This is a genomic window from Caulobacter sp. BP25, assembly GCF_002737755.1.
Taxonomy (GTDB): Bacteria; Pseudomonadota; Alphaproteobacteria; order Caulobacterales; family Caulobacteraceae; genus Caulobacter.
The window spans coordinates 186,802-202,435 of sequence record NZ_PEGH01000008.1; the positions used below are offsets into that span (position 1 = coordinate 186,802).

Consider the following 15,634-nt stretch of genomic DNA (forward strand, 5'->3'; position numbering starts at 1 on the left):
GGGCACAAGGCCCAGGAAGGCGAGCTATAGTCTTTAGGGCCGCGTCGGATGTCGATCCGGCCTTAGGTCTTGCTCTCAGGCAGCTTCAGCCCGCACGTGACCAATTCGGTCCAGACGGCCTCGGCGTCGTCGGCGAAGTGCAGCAAATCAAGATCGCTCGCCGCGATCATGCCGTGCTCGACGAGCGCCTCGAAGTTGATGATCGAGCGCCAATAGGCCTCGTCGAACAGCACGATGGGGATCGGCGGCGCCTTGTCGGTCTGGCGTAGGGTCAGGATCTCGAACAGCTCGTCGAAGGTGCCAAAGCCGCCGGGGAACACCACCAGCGCGTTGGCCCGCATCGCCAGGTGCATCTTGCGCATGGCGAAGTAGTGGAAGCGGAAGGTCAGGTCCGGGGTGCAGTAGGGATTGGGCGCCTGCTCATGGGGCAGGGTGATATTGAAGCCCACCGTCGGCGCGCCGGCTTCAAAGGCCCCGCGATTGGCCGCCTCCATCACGCCCGGGCCGCCGCCGGTGGCGATGACATTGTCGCGGACGTGCTCGCCATTCTCCAGCTTGGCCCCGCCGCGCTCGGAGACGATGCGGCCGAGGTTGCGGGCCTCCTCGTACCAGCGCGCCTGATCGGGCGGGCCGTCCTGGCGCACCCGGGCGCTGCCGAACACCACCACGGTCGAGCGCACGCCCCAGCGGCGCAGGGCCTCGTCGGCCTTGGCGAACTCCAGCAGGAACCGCACGCCCCGCATGGAGTCGCCCAGCAGGAAATCCTGGTCCAGGGCCGCCAGCCGGTAGGACGGCGAGGTCAGTTGGGCTTGGCTGTCAGGGGCGGCGGTCGGCGGGAGGACTTCGGTCACGGAGGATGGCTCTTTCGGAGGCGGACGCTCGCATATAGGCCCGATCCGCCTGTGAGCCACCTCCGGACGCCCCCTAGTCCAGCGCCCGATACTTGAAGCTCCGGAACCGCGCCGAGCCCTTGCCGGCCGCGTAGAGACCCGGCTTCAGCATCAGGAAGCCGCCGCGGACATTGTGGTGGTAGCCGCTGACTTCCATGCCGCGGTCGAAGCGCTTCCACGTTTTGCCGCCGTCGCCGCTGGTGTGGAAGGCGACGATGTGGCGGTTGTTGCGCAGTCGCATCAGCATCTTGGCGCCGTGCGGATTGGCGGGACGGCCGCGCTCGATGCCGTACTGGTGGGTGACGAAGTTCTTCGCATCGAAGCCCAGGCCGCAATAGAGCTGGCGGTCATAGAACAGGATCAGGCCCGCGCGCGTCTCGGGCTCGATCTCGATCTCGCACTCGATCTCATAGGCCTGGTCGCCGTTGACGAAGATCAGCGGCGAGCCGCTGGACGGCGCCTCGCCCGCGCCCTTCAAGATCAGAGCGCCGGCTTCGCGCTTGATGCGGTCCTGCTCGCCCGGCTTGGGATCGAAGAAGTTCCACTGCACGCCGTACTTGTCGGTGGAGAAGTCGTCCGACAGCGCCATGCCGTGCGGGCCGGGCTTGCCGCCTTTCGGCTTGGGGATGGGCTGAGAGAGGTCTCCGCCGCCCACGTCGAACCAGCCGTCGGCGGTCCAGGTCACCGGCGCCAGCAGGGTCTGGCGGCCCAGGGTGTAATAGCCGTTTTCATAGCCGTGATAGACGGTCCACCAGTCGCCGGGCGTGGGACCCTCAACCAGCGTGGCATGGCCGCGCGACCACCATTTCTCGGCGTTGTCGACGGTGCGGACGAGCGGGTTGCGCGGATGGTCCTCCCACGGGCCGGCCAGGGACTTGGCGCGCGCCACGATGACCATGTGGCCGGTCGGCGGACCGGCCGTGCCGCCGACGGCGGTGATCATGTAGTAGTATTCGCCCCGGCGCATGAGCTTGGGGCCCTCGGGCGAGAAGCCCTCGACCTCCCAGTCGTCCGGATAGCGCCAGGGATCATAGACGTGCTCGGGCTTGCCCACTGTGGACAGGCCGTCGGGCGCCAGCTTGATACGGTCGCCACCCGAGAGGAACAGCCAGCGCTCGCCCTTCTCGTCGACGATGTGGCCGGGGTCGATGTAACGCGGCAGCTTCAGGTCGATCGGCTCGGACCAGGGTCCTTCGATCTTGTCGGCCCAGATCACGTAGCTGGTGTTGTTCCCCGGGAGCTTGGCCGGCAGGTAGATGTAGTAGCGACCCTTGTGCTTGCAGAGCTCGGGCGCCCAGATCGAGCCGACATTGGTTTTCAGCGTCGTGGTGACCGGCGTCCAGTTGACCAGGTCACGGCTGTGCCAGATCAACAGACCCGGATAGGCGTCGAACGAGCTGTGCGTCATGTAGTAGTCGGCGCCGTCCTTGAGGATCGACGGGTCGGGCCGATCGCCGGACAGGATCGGATTGAGGAACGTCCCGTCGCCCAGGTCGGCCTTGCGTTGTCCCTCGATCCCCTTGACCCAGGTCGGGCCTGTCGTGGGCTTGGCGGGCAGCAGGCCCATCTGGGCCGCCTCGCTTGAAGCGGGCAGGGCGGCCAGGCCCGCGCCGGTCAGCAGCGAGCCCAGCGCGCCGCGGCGGTTGATGTCGACCATGGATTTCCTCCCGAACGCAGACTTGTTTGTTGGCCTCAAGCTAGCGGTAACATCGGCTTTGTCCACCGGTGTCATCGTTGTCATGGGCAAAGAAAACGCCCGGAAGCGAGGCTCCCGGGCGTTGTGTGTTCCTAAGTCCTCCCCCAGCGGGGGAGGTGGTCCAAAGGACCGGAGGGGGAAGAGGCAAGGCCAGCAGGACTTCGCCCTCCGTCGTCTCTTCGAGCCGACACCCCCCCGCTAGGGGGAGGATTTGGACTCCTACCCCTCCATCGCTTCCAGTTCGCGACCACGGGTTTCGTGGATCAGTTTCTGGACCAGGAAGAACGAGACCACGGCGCTCACCGCGTAGAAGCCGTAGGTGGCCGCCAGGCTGACCTTGGCCATGGCCGGGAAGCTGAACGAGATGGCGAAGTTGGCCATCCATTGGGCGAAGCCGGCGACGGCCAGGGCCGAGCCGCGCATCTGGTTGGGGAACATCTCGCCCAGCATCACCCACATGACCGGACCCCAGGAGAGGTTGAAGAAGATCACGTAGAGATTGGCGGCGATCAGGGCGATCGGGCCGATGCTGGCGTCCAGGTGCAGGGCGCCGTTGATCGTGGTGGCGGTCGAGAAGCACCAGGTCAGGACGCCCAGGGTCACGGCCATGCCGGCCGAGCCGATCAGCAGCAGCGGCTTGCGGCCGATCTTGTCGATCAGGGCGATGGCCGCCAGGCAGGCCACGATCGACAGCGCGCCCGACAGGATGTTGATCTTCAGGCTGTCGTCCTCGGTGAAGCCCACCGACTGCCACAGCACCGAGCCGTAGTAGAAGACGATGTTGATGCCGACCAGTTGCTGGAAGACGGCCAGGACCAGACCGGCCCACAGGATCGGACGGATCTTCTTGCTGACGGGGTCCAGCAGGTCGGAGAATGCGGGCTTGTGGTCGGCGCTCAGCGAGGCGCGGATCTCGGCCACCTTGGCCGCGCCGGCGCCCGCGCCGAACAGACGCGAGAGGATGGCTTCGGCCTGGGCGTCCTTGCCCTTGGCGACCAGGTAACGGGGGCTCTCCGGAATGCCCAGCAGGCACAGGAAGAACACGCCGGCCGGGATGATCTGCATCCAGAACATCCACCGCCAGGCCGGCAGGCCCAGCCAGAACTCGGCGGTTGAGCTGCCGGCGCTGTGGGCCAAGGCGTAGTTGGCCACGAAGGCGCCCGTCAGGCCCGTGATGATCATGATCTGCTGCACGGACGACAGACGGCCGCGGATGTTGGCGGGCGTGACTTCCGAGATGTAGACCGGGCACAGCACGCTGGCCGCGCCGACCCCAAGGCCGCCGATCAGGCGGAAGATCACGAAGACGGTCGAGGTGTGCGCCGCCCCGGTGCCGATGGCGCTGATGATGAACAGCACGGCCGAGATGAGCATGACGGTGCGGCGGCCCCAGACGTCGGCCAGGCGGCCCGCTGCGAACGCGCCAATGGCGCAGCCGATCAGGATGGCGGCCACGTTCAGGCCGGTGCCGAATTCGGTCAGGTTGAAGGCGCTGTTCAGGCCCTCTTGCGTACCGTTGATGACGCCGCTGTCGTAGCCGAACATGAAGCCGCCGATCGTGGCGACCGCGACGATCGCGGCGACGAAGGCCATGTTCACCTTCGTCCCGTCAGCGCTCATGCCCGCGCTGGGGCCGGCGTTGGATACACTTGCCACAGGTTTCCTCCCATTGAGCCTTCTTCGGCCCGTTGACGCCCCTATGGTCCCTTGCTGGGACCTCTGGTTGGCGCGACCTTAGTGTTACCGGTATCAGCGCGCAAGCGCAGGTTCTGGCGACCCGTCAACTCGCGCGTGGGACTCACCTCCGACGCCATGGATAGCAGTCGCTCGAACATTGCGGAAAAGACATTTGTCTTGGTCGCGGAACGCGGGTCTAAGGGCGGAGTACAAAGTTTTACACATGTACATTTTGTAATCTTCACGCGATCACTGGCTGATCGCGTCGCCTGTCGCCCTGGGGGATCTCTTGCACCTGAAGTACGCTTTGCTTGCCGCCGTCGCCGTGCTGTCGCCGACCCTGGTGGAGGCCCAGACCGCTCCGACGCCGGCCGCGCCGAAGACCCAGGTCCCCAATACTCCAGCAAAGGACGCGCCGACGGCCGTCGAAGGCGTGACGATCACCTCCGACTCCACGGCGATGCGCGCGTCGATCGACCGTCGCAGCTACAGCGTCGCCAACGACCTGTCGGCCAAGACCGGCTCGATCGCGGACGCCCTGCGCAACATCCCCTCGGTCGAGGTCGACGTGCAGGGCAATGTCAGCCTGCGCGGTGACGCCAACGTCACGATCATGATCGACGGCAAGCCCTCGGGCATGTTCTCGGGCGACGGCAAGGCCGACGCGCTGCAGTCGCTGCCGGCGGACCAGATCGACCGGGTCGAGGTGATGACCAACCCCTCGGCCGCCTATCGCCCCGACGGCTCGGCCGGGATCATCAACCTGATCACCAAGAAGACCCAGAAGCCCGGCGTGAACGGCACGGCGCGCCTGAACGTCGGTCCCAACGGCCGCTACAACGGCGGGGTCAGCGCCACGCGCCGCGAGGGCAAGCTGACCCTGTCGGGCGACGCCGGCTATCGCCACGACACCCAGAAGGGCGTCCAGGAGATCGACCGCGCCGCCCTGGACAAGGCCAGCGGCCAGTTCCTGCCCAGCCGCTTCGACGCCGCCCAGGATAACGAAGGCGGCGCCCTGACCCTGCGCGGCGGCGCCGACTACGACCTCGACAAGCAGAACCGCATCAGCGGCGAGGTCCGCCTGCGGCGGTGGGACTTCGACAGCAGCATGCTCGAGACCTATAGCGCACGCGACGCCCAAGGCGCTGTGTCGCGCGCCTACGCCCGGACCAGCGACGCCGACATCACGCGTGACAACAAGTCGGTCAGCGCCGATTGGCGCCGGCAGCTGAAGGGCGTCGACCACACGCTCACCGCTCACTTGGAGCATGAGGTCACCGACTCCTCGCGCGATTCCGCCAACGTCCTGCGTAACGCTCCGGGCGTTACCGTCTACGAGACCCTTAGGTTCGGCCAGGACCAGACGCGCACCAACCTCAAGGTCGACTACAGCAAGCCGCTGCCGGACGATGTGAAGCTGAAGACCGGCGTCGATATCGAGTGGTCCTCGAACGACTACGACAATCGCGGCGCGACGGGCGCGGCGCCGAACGCCCTGACGGTCGATCCGACGCGGACCAACCGCTTCCTCTACGACCAGGACGTCTATGCGGCCTATGTCACCTATGAGCGCCCGTTCGGCGATTTCACGGTTCAGGGCGGGCTGCGGGCCGAGCAGGTCCAGATCGACACCAACCAGCTGACCTCGAACCAGAAGAACCAGAACGACTACTTCCGGCTCTATCCGACCCTGCACATGGGCTACACGGTCAGCCAGAGCCAGACCCTGAACGCCAACTACAGCCGCCGCGTCCAGCGGCCGGGCGCGCAGGACTTGAACCCCTACGAGATCTATCTCGACCCGTTCAACTACCGGGCCGGCAATCCGGACCTGAAGCCGCAGATCACCGACTCCTACGAGCTGGGCTGGCAGTACCGGAAGGGGCAGACCTACTACCTGGCCACCGCCTACTTCCGCGACACGCGCGACAGCGTCACCGACGTGGTGGTCGATCGCGGCGGCGGCGTGCTGCTGACCACGCGCGCCAACCTGGGCAAGAGCCGCGCCGGCGGCCTGGAGCTGGTGGCCAACGGCCGCCTGTCGCCGAAGCTGACCTATAACGTCAGCGGCAACCTGTTCTGGAACGAGATCGACGCGGGCAATCTGGGCTTTGCCGGCAATCGCTCGGGCACGGCGGTGTCGGGCCGCGCGAACATGAACTGGCAGGCCACGCCCAAGGACTTCTTCCAGATCAACGCCTTCACCTCGGGCAAGCGCCTGACGCCCCAGGGCTATCGCGAACCGTTCAAGATGCTGAACCTGGGCTATCGCCGGAAGGTCAACGACAAGCTCTCGCTGGTCGTCACCGCCACCGACGTGCTGGACAACTTCGCGGAAGTGATCGTGGTCGACACCCCGACCCTGCGCGACCGCACGCGTCGCTCGGCCAATGTCCGCTCGGTGTTCTTCGGCTTCAGCTACGCCTTCGGCGGCGGCAAGCCTCGGCCTGAGCAGTTCGACTTCAATGCGGGCGGCGGGCCAGGCTAGAATTACGCTTGTAGAAAACTGAGCCCGCGCGCAGGGTCGCGTTCATGAAGACCTCGATCCTGAAACGACTGATTGTCGTGGCGACCGCGCTCACTGCGGCGCCGGCGATCAGCGCGCCCAAGAATGACGGGGCGGAGGTCTGCACGCTCGGCGCGCGGATCCTGGCCGAGCAGGCGCGCGCGGGCGTCAAGATTTTCGACAGCGAGGGCGCGAGCTCGGCCGAGTTTCTTCAGGACGCGGCGGGCCGATCCAAGCCGCCTCCATCACAGGCCGAATGGAAACTGCTCCAGCGTCCAACCGAAAACCTCTTCACGCGCTGCCCCCAGCTGATGAAGCGGTTGCCTGAAGGCGTGCGGATGGCGACGCCGGAGGAAATGGCCGCAGTGGAGAAGCTCGGCCAATACAATCTGATCTCCGTTGGCTTCATCCACGCGCCCCTGATCACGCCCGATGGACGCACCGCGCTGGTGTTCGAATCCATGAGATGCCCCGGCCTCTGCGGCAACGGCAGCCTTACCGCGTATCATCGCGCCAAGGGGAGCTGGGTTAAGGGGCGCGTCTTCTTCAGGTTCATGTCCTGAGCAACTGCTTCTCGTATCGCCAGACCTTCAGCGGGAATGGGCCCGCCGAGGTTTCGGTCGGCACGACCACCTCGCGCGCGAGGACCCAGCCAGACTTCTCGTAGAAGCGGGCGGCGCGGGCGTTGCCGATGGCGCAGGCCAGCCAGGCCGTCGCGACGCCCGCCTCGACCAGACGCATCTCGGCGTCGGCCATTAGCACGCCGGCCGAGCCCGTGCCCCGGGCGGCGGCGGACAGATAGAACTGGTTTAGCTCATCGCCCTTGATCAGGTGGAAGCCCAGCGGCGCGCCGACCGGGCCCAGCGCGCGCACCTGGGGCAGGGCGGCGGCCATGCGCTCGGCGAAGCTCTCGGGCGTGCGCAGCGCGATCAGAGCCTCGGGGACGATCGCCTGGTGCGCCTCCAGCCAGCCCTGGCGCCAGAGCTGGGCGAGCGGCTTGAGGTCCTCGGGTTCGGCGGCGCGGGTCGCCAGGTTCAGCCGTCTTTGCGCCTCTTCGACGCCGGCCGCGACATCGGCGTCCTGATAGAGCGCGCCGGCCTCGCGCCAGAAGTCGGTGGCGGCTTGCCCCAAGGCTTCGCGCGCCAAAGCGCTGAGACGGAGAGCGTTGGCGAGGTCGAGGTCCGTGGCGTCGGGGCTTGCGCGATATAGGGCGACGGCCTCATCGGCGGCGGCGAGCGCTGGCTCGGCCTGACCGGCTTCCCGGTCCAGATCAGAGATGTGGCGTAGGGCGTGGGCGAGTGGAACGGCCGCGCTGACCGCGCGAGCCTTGTCGGCGGCCTTTGCGTAGAGGTCGCGGGCCTGGTCGGGATGGCCGGCGGCGCTGGCCTGTTGGGCGGCGACGAAAAGCGGCTCGAAGTCTTGCAAGGCGGGGCCCTCCGGCCGGCATCCTGGCTTGGCGGCGGCGGCAAGGCCAGGGGCCAGAAGACCTTAAGAAGAAAGCCCTCGGATCGCTCCGGGGGCTTTGTCTTTAGTGATTGTGCCGGGGCAGCTTGGCGGCCAGGTCCTGGTACTTGACCGCGAACTCCAGCACCCCGCCGGTTTCCAGCTGGCCGGTGTGGGCGCGGTAGATTTCCTGCCAGGGCGTCATGGTGACGGGAACCGAAGGAACGCCGTCCTTCTTGCGCTCGGCGATCGTCGCCTCGTCGACCAGGGCGTCGCAACGACCGGTGTTGAGGTCGATGCGGATCGTGTCGCCGGTGCGCAGCCAGGACAGGCCGCCGCCGATCGCGCTCTCGGGCGAGGCGTTCAGGATCGAGGGGCTGTCGGCGGTGCCCGACTGGCGGCCGTCGCCCAGGGTGGGCAGGCTCATGATGCCCTTCTTCAGCAGGTGATCCGGCGGCTGCATGTTGACGACCTCGGCCGAGCCGGGCCAGCCGATGGGACCGGCGCCACGGATCACCAGGATGCAGCGCTCGTCGATCTCCAGGGCCGGATCGTTGATCCGCTTGTGGTAGTCATCCGAGCCGTCGAACACGATGGCGCGGGCCTCGAAGACGCCTTCTTGGCCCGGCTGCGACAGGTAGCGCTTGCGGAACTCCTCGCCGATCACGCTGGACTTCATGATCGCGAAGTCGAACAGGTTGCCCTTCAAAACGAGGAACCCGGCCTTCTCGGCCAGCGGCTGGTCGTAGGGGAAGATCACCTCGCGGTCGCTCGTCTCGCGGCCTTGCAGGTTCTCGCCCATGGTCTTGCCGGTGACGGTCAGGACGTCGCCATGCAGGCGACCTTGCTGCAACAGCTCCCACAGCACCGCCGGCGCGCCGCCGGCCCGGTGGAAGCGTTCGCCCAGATACTTGCCGGCCGGCTGCATGTTGACGATCAGCGGGATGTCATAGGCCGCGCGCCAGTCGTCAGCGGTGATCTCGACGCCGGCGTGACGGGCCATGGCCACGATGTGCGGCTGGGCGTTGGTCGAGCCGCCGGCCGCCGCCACCAGGGCGATGGCGTTTTCAAAAGCTTGCTTGGTGAGAATGTCGAGCGGTTTGACGTCCTCATAGGCCAGGTCGACGATCCGCTGGCCGGTCTTGTAGGCCATCTGGCCGCGCTCGCGGTACGGGGCGGGGATCGCCGCGCAGCCGGTCAGCGACAGGCCGAGCGCCTCGGCCACGGCGTTCATGGTCGAGGCCGTGCCCATGGTGTTGCAGTGGCCCGCCGACGGCGCCGAGCTGGCGGCGCGGTCGATGAACTCTTCCTCGGTGATCTCGCCGGCCGCCAGCTTGCGGCGCGAGCGCCAGATCACCGTGCCCGAGCCGACCAGCTCGCCCTCGTGCCAGCCGTCCAGCATCGGACCGCCCGACAGCACGATGGCCGGGATGTTGACCGTCGTGGCGGCCATGATGCCGGCCGGGGTGGTCTTGTCGCAGCCGGTGGTCAGCACCACGGCGTCAATCGGATAGCCGTGCAAGGTCTCGACGAGACCCAGGTACGAGAGGTTCCGATCCAGCGCCGCCGTCGGGCGACGACAGTTCTCGAAGATTGGATGGACCGGAAACTCCATGGGGATGCCCCCGGCGTCGCGAATCCCGTCCCGAATCCGCGTCACCAGGTCTAGGTGGATGCGGTTGCAGGGCGAGATGTCGCTGCCGGTCTGGGCGATGCCGATGATCGGCTTGCCGCTGCGCAGCTCCTCCGGCGTGATCCCGTAGTTCATGAAGCGCTCCAGATAGAGCGCGGTCATGTCGATGTGGTCGGGGTTATCGAACCAATCGCGGGACCGGAACCGGCGGGGCGTGCGTTCAGCCAAGGCGAACCTCGTGTTGCGGCTGGCCCGCGACATCGGCCTGGACCGCGAAGACGCCGCCGGCCAGCGGATACTGGGCCAGGGTCTCGTCGCTCAGGCCCTTGCGGGCGGTGGTGAAGTAGAGGGTCTTCAGGTCGGGCCCGCCGAAGCAGACCTTGGTGACGTTGGGCGCGGGCAGCTTCACGCGGGCCACGGCCTGGCCGGTGGGCGAGAAGCGGATGGCGCCAAAGCCGCCCCACAGCGAGGTCCAGACATGGCCCTCGGCGTCGACGACGGAGCCGTCCGGATAGGCGTTGTCCTCGGTGATCTGGACGAAGACGCGCTTGTTCGACAGCGTCCCGTCCTCGGTCAGGTCATAGGCGAAGATCGTCTTGGCCAGGGTGTCGGTGTGGTAGAAGGTCTTGCCGTCGGGCGAGACGCACGGGCCGTTGGTGATGCAGATGTCCTGGTCCATCCGCGCCACGCCCTGGGCGTCCATTCGGTAGAGCGCGCCGCTCTTGTTTTCCTCGCCATCGTGCATGGTGCCGAACCACAGGCGGCCTTGAGCGTCGACGGTGGCATCGTTGGGACGGTTGTCGAGGGCGGGGTCCTCGACCTCGACCAGCGACGTAAAGCCCGTTTCAGGATGGAAGCGGTGGAGGCTGCTCTTGAGGCCGACCACGAAGCCGCCGCCGGCCAGGGGGGCCAGGAACGTCACCTGGTCGGGGGCGTCGAAGCTGGCGCGTTCGCCGCTGGCGGGATCAAGACGGTGTATCTTGTGGCCCTTGATGTCGACGAACCACAAGGCCGCGCCATGCCAGATGGGGCCTTCGCCCAGCGTGGCTTTCAGATCCCAGACGCAGGTCACTTCAGCGGTCATTCAATCATTCCTCTGTCATCCCGGCCGTAGCACAGCGGAGAGCCGGGATCTCCGGACGCGTGGCGCTCGCCGTGGTCCCGGCTCGGCGCGCTTCGCGCTGGGCCGGGATGACAGTTTTCTTAGGTCAACGCCAGCCGGCGTCGATCCAGTACTCGTGACCGGTGCACAGCGAGGCGTCGTCCGAGGCCAGGAACAGCACCAGGGAGGCGACGTGGTCGGGCAGGATGCGGCCCTTCAGACACTGGGCCTTGACGATCTCGGCCTCGCCTTCGGGCGTGTACCACTTCTCCTGGCGCTTGGTCTTGACGTTGCCCGGCACCACGCAGGTGACGCGGATGTCGTCGGGGCCAAGCTCGCGGGCGAGCGCCCGGGTCATGCCCTCGATACCGGCTTTGGCGGTTTCGTAGAGGACCAGGTCCTCCAGCCCTAAGTGCCAGCTGATCGAGCCGAAGTTGATAATGGCGCCGCCGCCGCGCTTCTTCATGCCGCCGGCCACGGCTTGGGCCGCGAACACCATGTGGCGCAGGTTCACGCCGATGCGGTTGTCCCAATAGGCGGGCGTCAGGTCGGCCAGGCTGTGGCGGTCGTCGTTGCCGGCGTTGTTGACCAGCACGTCGACGTCGCCGATCTGCGCGAACACCGCCTTCAGCGCGTCGATGTCCATCAGGTCGCAGCGCTTGTAGACGGGCGCGATCGCGGCGTCCTTCGACAGCTCGGCGACCAGGGCTTGCGAGTCCTCGTCGACGATGTCGAGGAAGATCACCTCGGCGCCCTGGCGCACGAAGCCGGCGGTCAGGCCTGCCCCGATGCCGCTGCCGCCGCCGGTGATGACGACGCGCTTGCCCTTCAGGCTGGGATAGATGGCTGAGGACATGCTGCTTACGACCACGAGTAGGAGGTTTTTGTCTGGGTGAAGAACTCGACGGCGGCGAAGCCCTGTTCGCGCGCGCCGTACGAGCTGCTCTTCGTGCCGCCGAACGGCACGTGATAGTCGACGCCGGCCGTGGCCAGGTTGACCATGGTCATGCCGGCCTTGGCGTGGCGCTGGAAGTGACGAGCGTACTTCAGCGAGGTCGTGGCGATGCCGGCCGACAGGCCGAACTCGACGCCGTTGGCGATCTCCAGGGCCTCTTCGTACGACTTGACCCGGATGGTCGAGGCGACGGGGCCGAAGACCTCCTCGTTGTTGATCCGCATGCCAGCTTCGGTGTCGGCGATCAGGGTCGGCTGCACGTACCAGCCCGGATTGTCGAGCTTCAGGCGATCGCCGCCGGTGACCAGGCGACCGCCTTCGCCCTTGGCGATGTCGATGTACTTGTAGCTCGTCTCCATCTGGTCCTGCGAGACGGCCGGACCGATCTGGGTGTTGGGGTCGAGAGCATCGCCAACCCGAAGCGCGGCGACCTTCTCGGCCAGCAGGGCCACGAACTTGTCGTGGATGCCGTCCTGCACGATCAGGCGCGAGCTGGCGGTGCAGCGCTGGCCGGTGGCGAAGAACGAGCCGTCCAGGGCGATGGCGACGGCGCGTTCCAGGTCTGCGTCGTCCAGGATGATCAGCGGGTTCTTGCCGCCCATCTCCAGCTGCACGCGGGCCTGGCGGGCCACGGCGGCGGCGGCGACCTGCGCGCCCACGCCTTGCGAGCCGGTGAACGAGATGCCGTCCACGTCCTTGTGCTTGATCAAAGCATCGCCCATCGAGCCACGACCGAACAGCATGTTGAAGACGCCGGCCGGAGCGCCGCACTCGGCCATGATGTCGGCCAGCACGTTGGCGGTGGCGGGCGTCGGGCCGGCGGGCTTGATCACCACGGTGTTGCCGAAGGCGAGCGCCGGGGCGGCCTTCCACGCGGGAATGGCGATCGGGAAGTTCCAGGGCGTGATCAGGCCATAGACGCCGACCGCCTGGCGGTAGGTCTGGATCTCGACGCCGGGGCGGGTGCTTTCCAGGTTCTGGCCGTGGCGGCGCAGGGCCTCACCCGCAAAGTACTTGAAGATGCGGCCGGCGCGGACGGTCTCGCCGATCCCCTCGGCCAGGGTCTTGCCCTCTTCGCGGGCCAGCAGGCGGCCGATGTCGGCGCTGCGGGCGATGATGGTCGAGCCGACCTTGTCCAGGAGGTCCGAGCGCACTTCCGGCGAGGCGTCGGCCCAGGCCGGGAAGGCTTTCTTGGCCGCGTCGACGGCGGCGTCGACCTCGGCCTGGCCGCCCATCGGGACCTTGGCGACGACGTCGTTGGTGTTGGACGGGTTCAGGCTTTCGGCCGGGGCGTCGGCGGCGACGCGTTCGCCGCCGATATAGTGGCGCAGGGTGTCGGTCATGGCCGAGCTCCTTCGATCTGGATTAGAGCAGGCCGCGGCCGGCCAGGTTGCGGATCAGGGCCGAGATGCCGAACGTCCACGGCTTGGCCTTGTCGCAGGTGGTGACCTCGTTCTCGAGCACGCCCAGCTTCGGCGTCGAGACGCGCACGCGGTCGCCGACCTTGTGGGTGAAGCCCTGGCCGGGGGTGTCGCGGTCCTGGATCGGGGCGAACATGGTGCCCAGGAACAGCGCGAAGCCGTCCGGATATTGGTGCTGCGCGCCGTAGGCTTGGCCGGCCAGCACGGCCGGATCGCGGCTGATCAGGCTCATGTTCGACTTGCCGTCGAGCACGAAGTTGTCGCGGCCGGTGATCTTCAGCTCGACCTCGGCCGAGCGCACGTCGTCCAGGGCGAAGGTCTCGTCAAACAGGCGGAAGAACGGACCGATGGCGCACGAGGCGTTGTTGTCCTTGGCCTTGCTGAGCAGCAGGGCCGAGCGGCCTTCGAAGTCGCGCAGGTTGACATCATTGCCCAGCGAGGCGCCGCGGATCTGGCCAGAACCGTCGCACAGCAGCACGACTTCCGGCTCGGGGTTGTTCCAGTGGCTGTCGTAGCGGACGCCAACATGGTCGCCCCAGCCCATCGAGGACAGGGTCGGGCCCTTGGTGAAGATCTCGGCGTCGGGACCGATGGCCACTTCCAGGTACTGCGACCACAGGCCGTCCTTGATCAGGGTCTGCTTCAGGCGCTCGGCGCCCTCCGAGCCCGGATTCACGCTGCGCAGGTCGCCGCCCATGCTCTCGGACAGCTGCTCGCGGATCTTCAGGGCGGCGGCGGCGTCGCCGCGCGCGCGCTCCTCGATCACCCGCTCCAGCGTCGAGACGGCGAAGGTCACGCCGGCGGCCTTCAGGCATTGCAGGTCGACTGGAGCCAGGAGTTTAACCGGCGCGGCGCCGTCGGGGTCTTCCCAGACCGGGCGGATGTCGAGGGCTTCCAGCGGGCCCTTGTCCTCGCCGCGCGGGATCGCCGCGCCGGGCTGGAAGGCGTTCATCAGGTCGGCGACGGTCGGCGCGACCTTGGACATGTCCTCGACGCGGCCGCCGCGCACCAGCACGGGCGTCGGGCCGTCGCCGAAGTCGATGCGGCCCAGCAGGGTCGCGTTTTTCCAATCTTCCGGAAGGAATTCACTTACGCCCACGGCGTCGTCTCCCCTTTGTCGAGCGTCTGCAGGCGCCGAAACCGTCGGCGGCGCTCGTTGGTCAAAGCTTGGTAGCGCTAACATGTAGCGGCTGCAAGCGTGTTGTCAGACCAATAATAGAATCCCTCTCCCCGATGGGAGAGGGTGACTACTCGCTGACCGGCCCGGTGGAGTCCCGCACGATCAGCGTATGCGGATGCATCAGCTGGCGGGGCTCGCCACCGCCGTCGCGGTGGCGGCGGATTTCCTCCAGCACCAGGTCCACGGCCGCGCGGGCCATGGCGGCGATCGGCTGGTGGACGGTGGTCAGGGGCGGCCAGATGTTGTCGGCGATCGAGGTGTCGTCGAAGCCGACGATCGACAGATCTCCCGGCACGTCCAGGCCCAGGCGATGGGCCACACCCGCCGTGGCGGCGGCCATATCGTCGTTTGCCGCGAAGATGGCGGTCGGGCGCGGCTCGACGGCCAGCAGCCGCTCGGCGGCGTCGAGGCCCGAGCGGTAGGTGAAGTAGCCTTGTTCGACGCGGATATTCTCCTGCGGAATCCCGGCCGCCTTCAGAGCCGCCGTAAAGCCGTCGAGGCGCTGCTGGCTCACGGTCTGGTTCGGGTGGCCCTTGATGAAGCCGAAACGCTTGTGGCCCAGGCCCAGCAGGTGCTGGGTCAGTTCGTAGGCGGCGGCCTCGTTGTCGATCCGGATGGTGGCCATGTCGACGCTGGTCATGCCGGGCGCGACGGCCACGGCGGCCGCGCCGGCGGCTTTGATCTCGGCGAGAACCTGGGGAGACTCGCACAACGGCGGCGGCAGGATCAGGCCGTCGACGCCGGTCTTCAGCAGTCGGGCCAGGGTGGCGCCGGCCAGCTCGGGCTGGGCGCACTTCTCGATGACGATCTGCGAGCCGGTGCGGCTGCTTTCGTCCAGGGCGCCGACCAGGAACTCTGACAGATAGCCGGTCGAGGGGTTGTCGTAGAGCAGGCCGATCCGGAACGGCGCGCTGCCGGCCAGGCTGCGGGCGGCGGGATTGGGCGCGTAGTTGAGCTCGACGATGGCCTTCTCGACCAGGACGCGCGTCTCTTCCTTGACGGTGCTCTCACGGTTGATGACCCGCGAAACGGTCATCGGCGAGACGCCGGCCCGGGCGGCCACGTCACGGATCGTGGCGCTCTGGGTCGTGCGGCGACGCTGGCGCTCGGTCGGTTGGCTCATTCTCGGTA

Annotated in this window: 12 protein-coding genes; 2 read left to right on the forward strand and 10 right to left on the reverse strand. The window is 67.3% G+C overall.

The genetic code is table 11. From position 1 onward, the window contains the following. Window positions 1-62: 62 nt before the first annotated feature. The 3 genes from CSW59_RS05725 to CSW59_RS05735 form a co-directional block, all read right to left on the reverse strand. Entirely contained in the window at window positions 63-851 is a 789-nt protein-coding gene (locus tag CSW59_RS05725) for a TIGR00730 family Rossman fold protein (protein ID WP_099443123.1), read from the reverse strand. Between the two features lie 73 nt (window positions 852-924). After that, on the reverse strand, window positions 925-2,547 hold the full coding sequence (locus CSW59_RS05730) for a family 43 glycosylhydrolase (RefSeq protein ID WP_099443124.1): 1,623 nt from the start codon (window positions 2,545-2,547) through the stop codon (window positions 925-927). Window positions 2,548-2,805: 258 nt separating this feature from the next. Next, window positions 2,806-4,242: a sugar porter family MFS transporter gene (locus tag CSW59_RS05735; RefSeq protein WP_099443125.1), complete on the reverse strand. Its 1,437-nt coding sequence runs from the start codon at window positions 4,240-4,242 to the stop codon at window positions 2,806-2,808. A 310-nt stretch (window positions 4,243-4,552) separates the two neighbouring features. Between CSW59_RS05735 and CSW59_RS05740 the strand changes: the two genes are divergently transcribed. Then, on the forward strand, window positions 4,553-6,751 hold the full coding sequence (locus tag CSW59_RS05740; protein WP_099443126.1) for a TonB-dependent receptor domain-containing protein: 2,199 nt from the start codon (window positions 4,553-4,555) through the stop codon (window positions 6,749-6,751). A gap of 44 nt (window positions 6,752-6,795) precedes the next feature. Beyond that, complete coding sequence (locus CSW59_RS05745; protein WP_099443127.1) at window positions 6,796-7,332, forward strand: hypothetical protein; 537 nt, start codon at window positions 6,796-6,798, stop codon at window positions 7,330-7,332. Here the strand turns inward: CSW59_RS05745 and CSW59_RS05750 are convergent. From CSW59_RS05750 to CSW59_RS05780, 7 genes are all read right to left on the reverse strand, one after another. Beyond that, window positions 7,322-8,194, reverse strand: a complete 873-nt coding sequence (locus CSW59_RS05750; protein ID WP_099443128.1) for a GNAT family N-acetyltransferase — start codon at window positions 8,192-8,194, stop codon at window positions 7,322-7,324. The genes CSW59_RS05745 and CSW59_RS05750 overlap by 11 nt on opposite strands. A gap of 103 nt (window positions 8,195-8,297) precedes the next feature. Then, the gene (xylD, locus tag CSW59_RS05755; RefSeq protein ID WP_099443129.1) at window positions 8,298-10,073 is read right to left on the reverse strand and encodes a xylonate dehydratase XylD; all 1,776 of its coding nucleotides are present in this window, start codon (window positions 10,071-10,073) and stop codon (window positions 8,298-8,300) included. Then, on the reverse strand, window positions 10,066-10,929 hold the full coding sequence (locus CSW59_RS05760; protein WP_099443130.1) for an SMP-30/gluconolactonase/LRE family protein: 864 nt from the start codon (window positions 10,927-10,929) through the stop codon (window positions 10,066-10,068). Before CSW59_RS05760 ends, xylD begins: the two co-directional genes overlap by 8 nt. A 124-nt stretch (window positions 10,930-11,053) precedes the next feature. Next, on the reverse strand, window positions 11,054-11,803 hold the full coding sequence (gene xylB / locus CSW59_RS05765; protein WP_099443131.1) for a D-xylose 1-dehydrogenase: 750 nt from the start codon (window positions 11,801-11,803) through the stop codon (window positions 11,054-11,056). 5 nt (window positions 11,804-11,808) lie between these two features. Then, window positions 11,809-13,245, reverse strand: coding sequence for an aldehyde dehydrogenase family protein (locus CSW59_RS05770; protein ID WP_099443132.1), 1,437 nt, complete (start codon window positions 13,243-13,245; stop codon window positions 11,809-11,811). A 22-nt stretch (window positions 13,246-13,267) separates the two neighbouring features. Continuing rightward, the gene (locus CSW59_RS05775; protein ID WP_099443133.1) at window positions 13,268-14,422 is read right to left on the reverse strand and encodes a fumarylacetoacetate hydrolase family protein; all 1,155 of its coding nucleotides are present in this window, start codon (window positions 14,420-14,422) and stop codon (window positions 13,268-13,270) included. Between the two features lie 148 nt (window positions 14,423-14,570). Then, window positions 14,571-15,626, reverse strand: coding sequence for a LacI family DNA-binding transcriptional regulator (locus tag CSW59_RS05780; protein WP_099443134.1), 1,056 nt, complete (start codon window positions 15,624-15,626; stop codon window positions 14,571-14,573). Window positions 15,627-15,634: the final 8 nt, after the last annotated feature.

Coding starts and splice junctions, on each gene's coding strand:
- CSW59_RS05745 (WP_099443127.1), top strand. CDS start 6,796: ATGAAGACCTCGATCCTGAAACGACTGATTGTCGTGGCGACCGCGCTC.
- xylB (WP_099443131.1), bottom strand. CDS start 11,803: ATGTCCTCAGCCATCTATCCCAGCCTGAAGGGCAAGCGCGTCGTCATC.
- CSW59_RS05730 (WP_099443124.1), bottom strand. CDS start 2,547: ATGGTCGACATCAACCGCCGCGGCGCGCTGGGCTCGCTGCTGACCGGC.
- CSW59_RS05780 (WP_099443134.1), bottom strand. CDS start 15,626: ATGAGCCAACCGACCGAGCGCCAGCGTCGCCGCACGACCCAGAGCGCC.
- CSW59_RS05770 (WP_099443132.1), bottom strand. CDS start 13,245: ATGACCGACACCCTGCGCCACTATATCGGCGGCGAACGCGTCGCCGCC.
- CSW59_RS05760 (WP_099443130.1), bottom strand. CDS start 10,929: ATGACCGCTGAAGTGACCTGCGTCTGGGATCTGAAAGCCACGCTGGGC.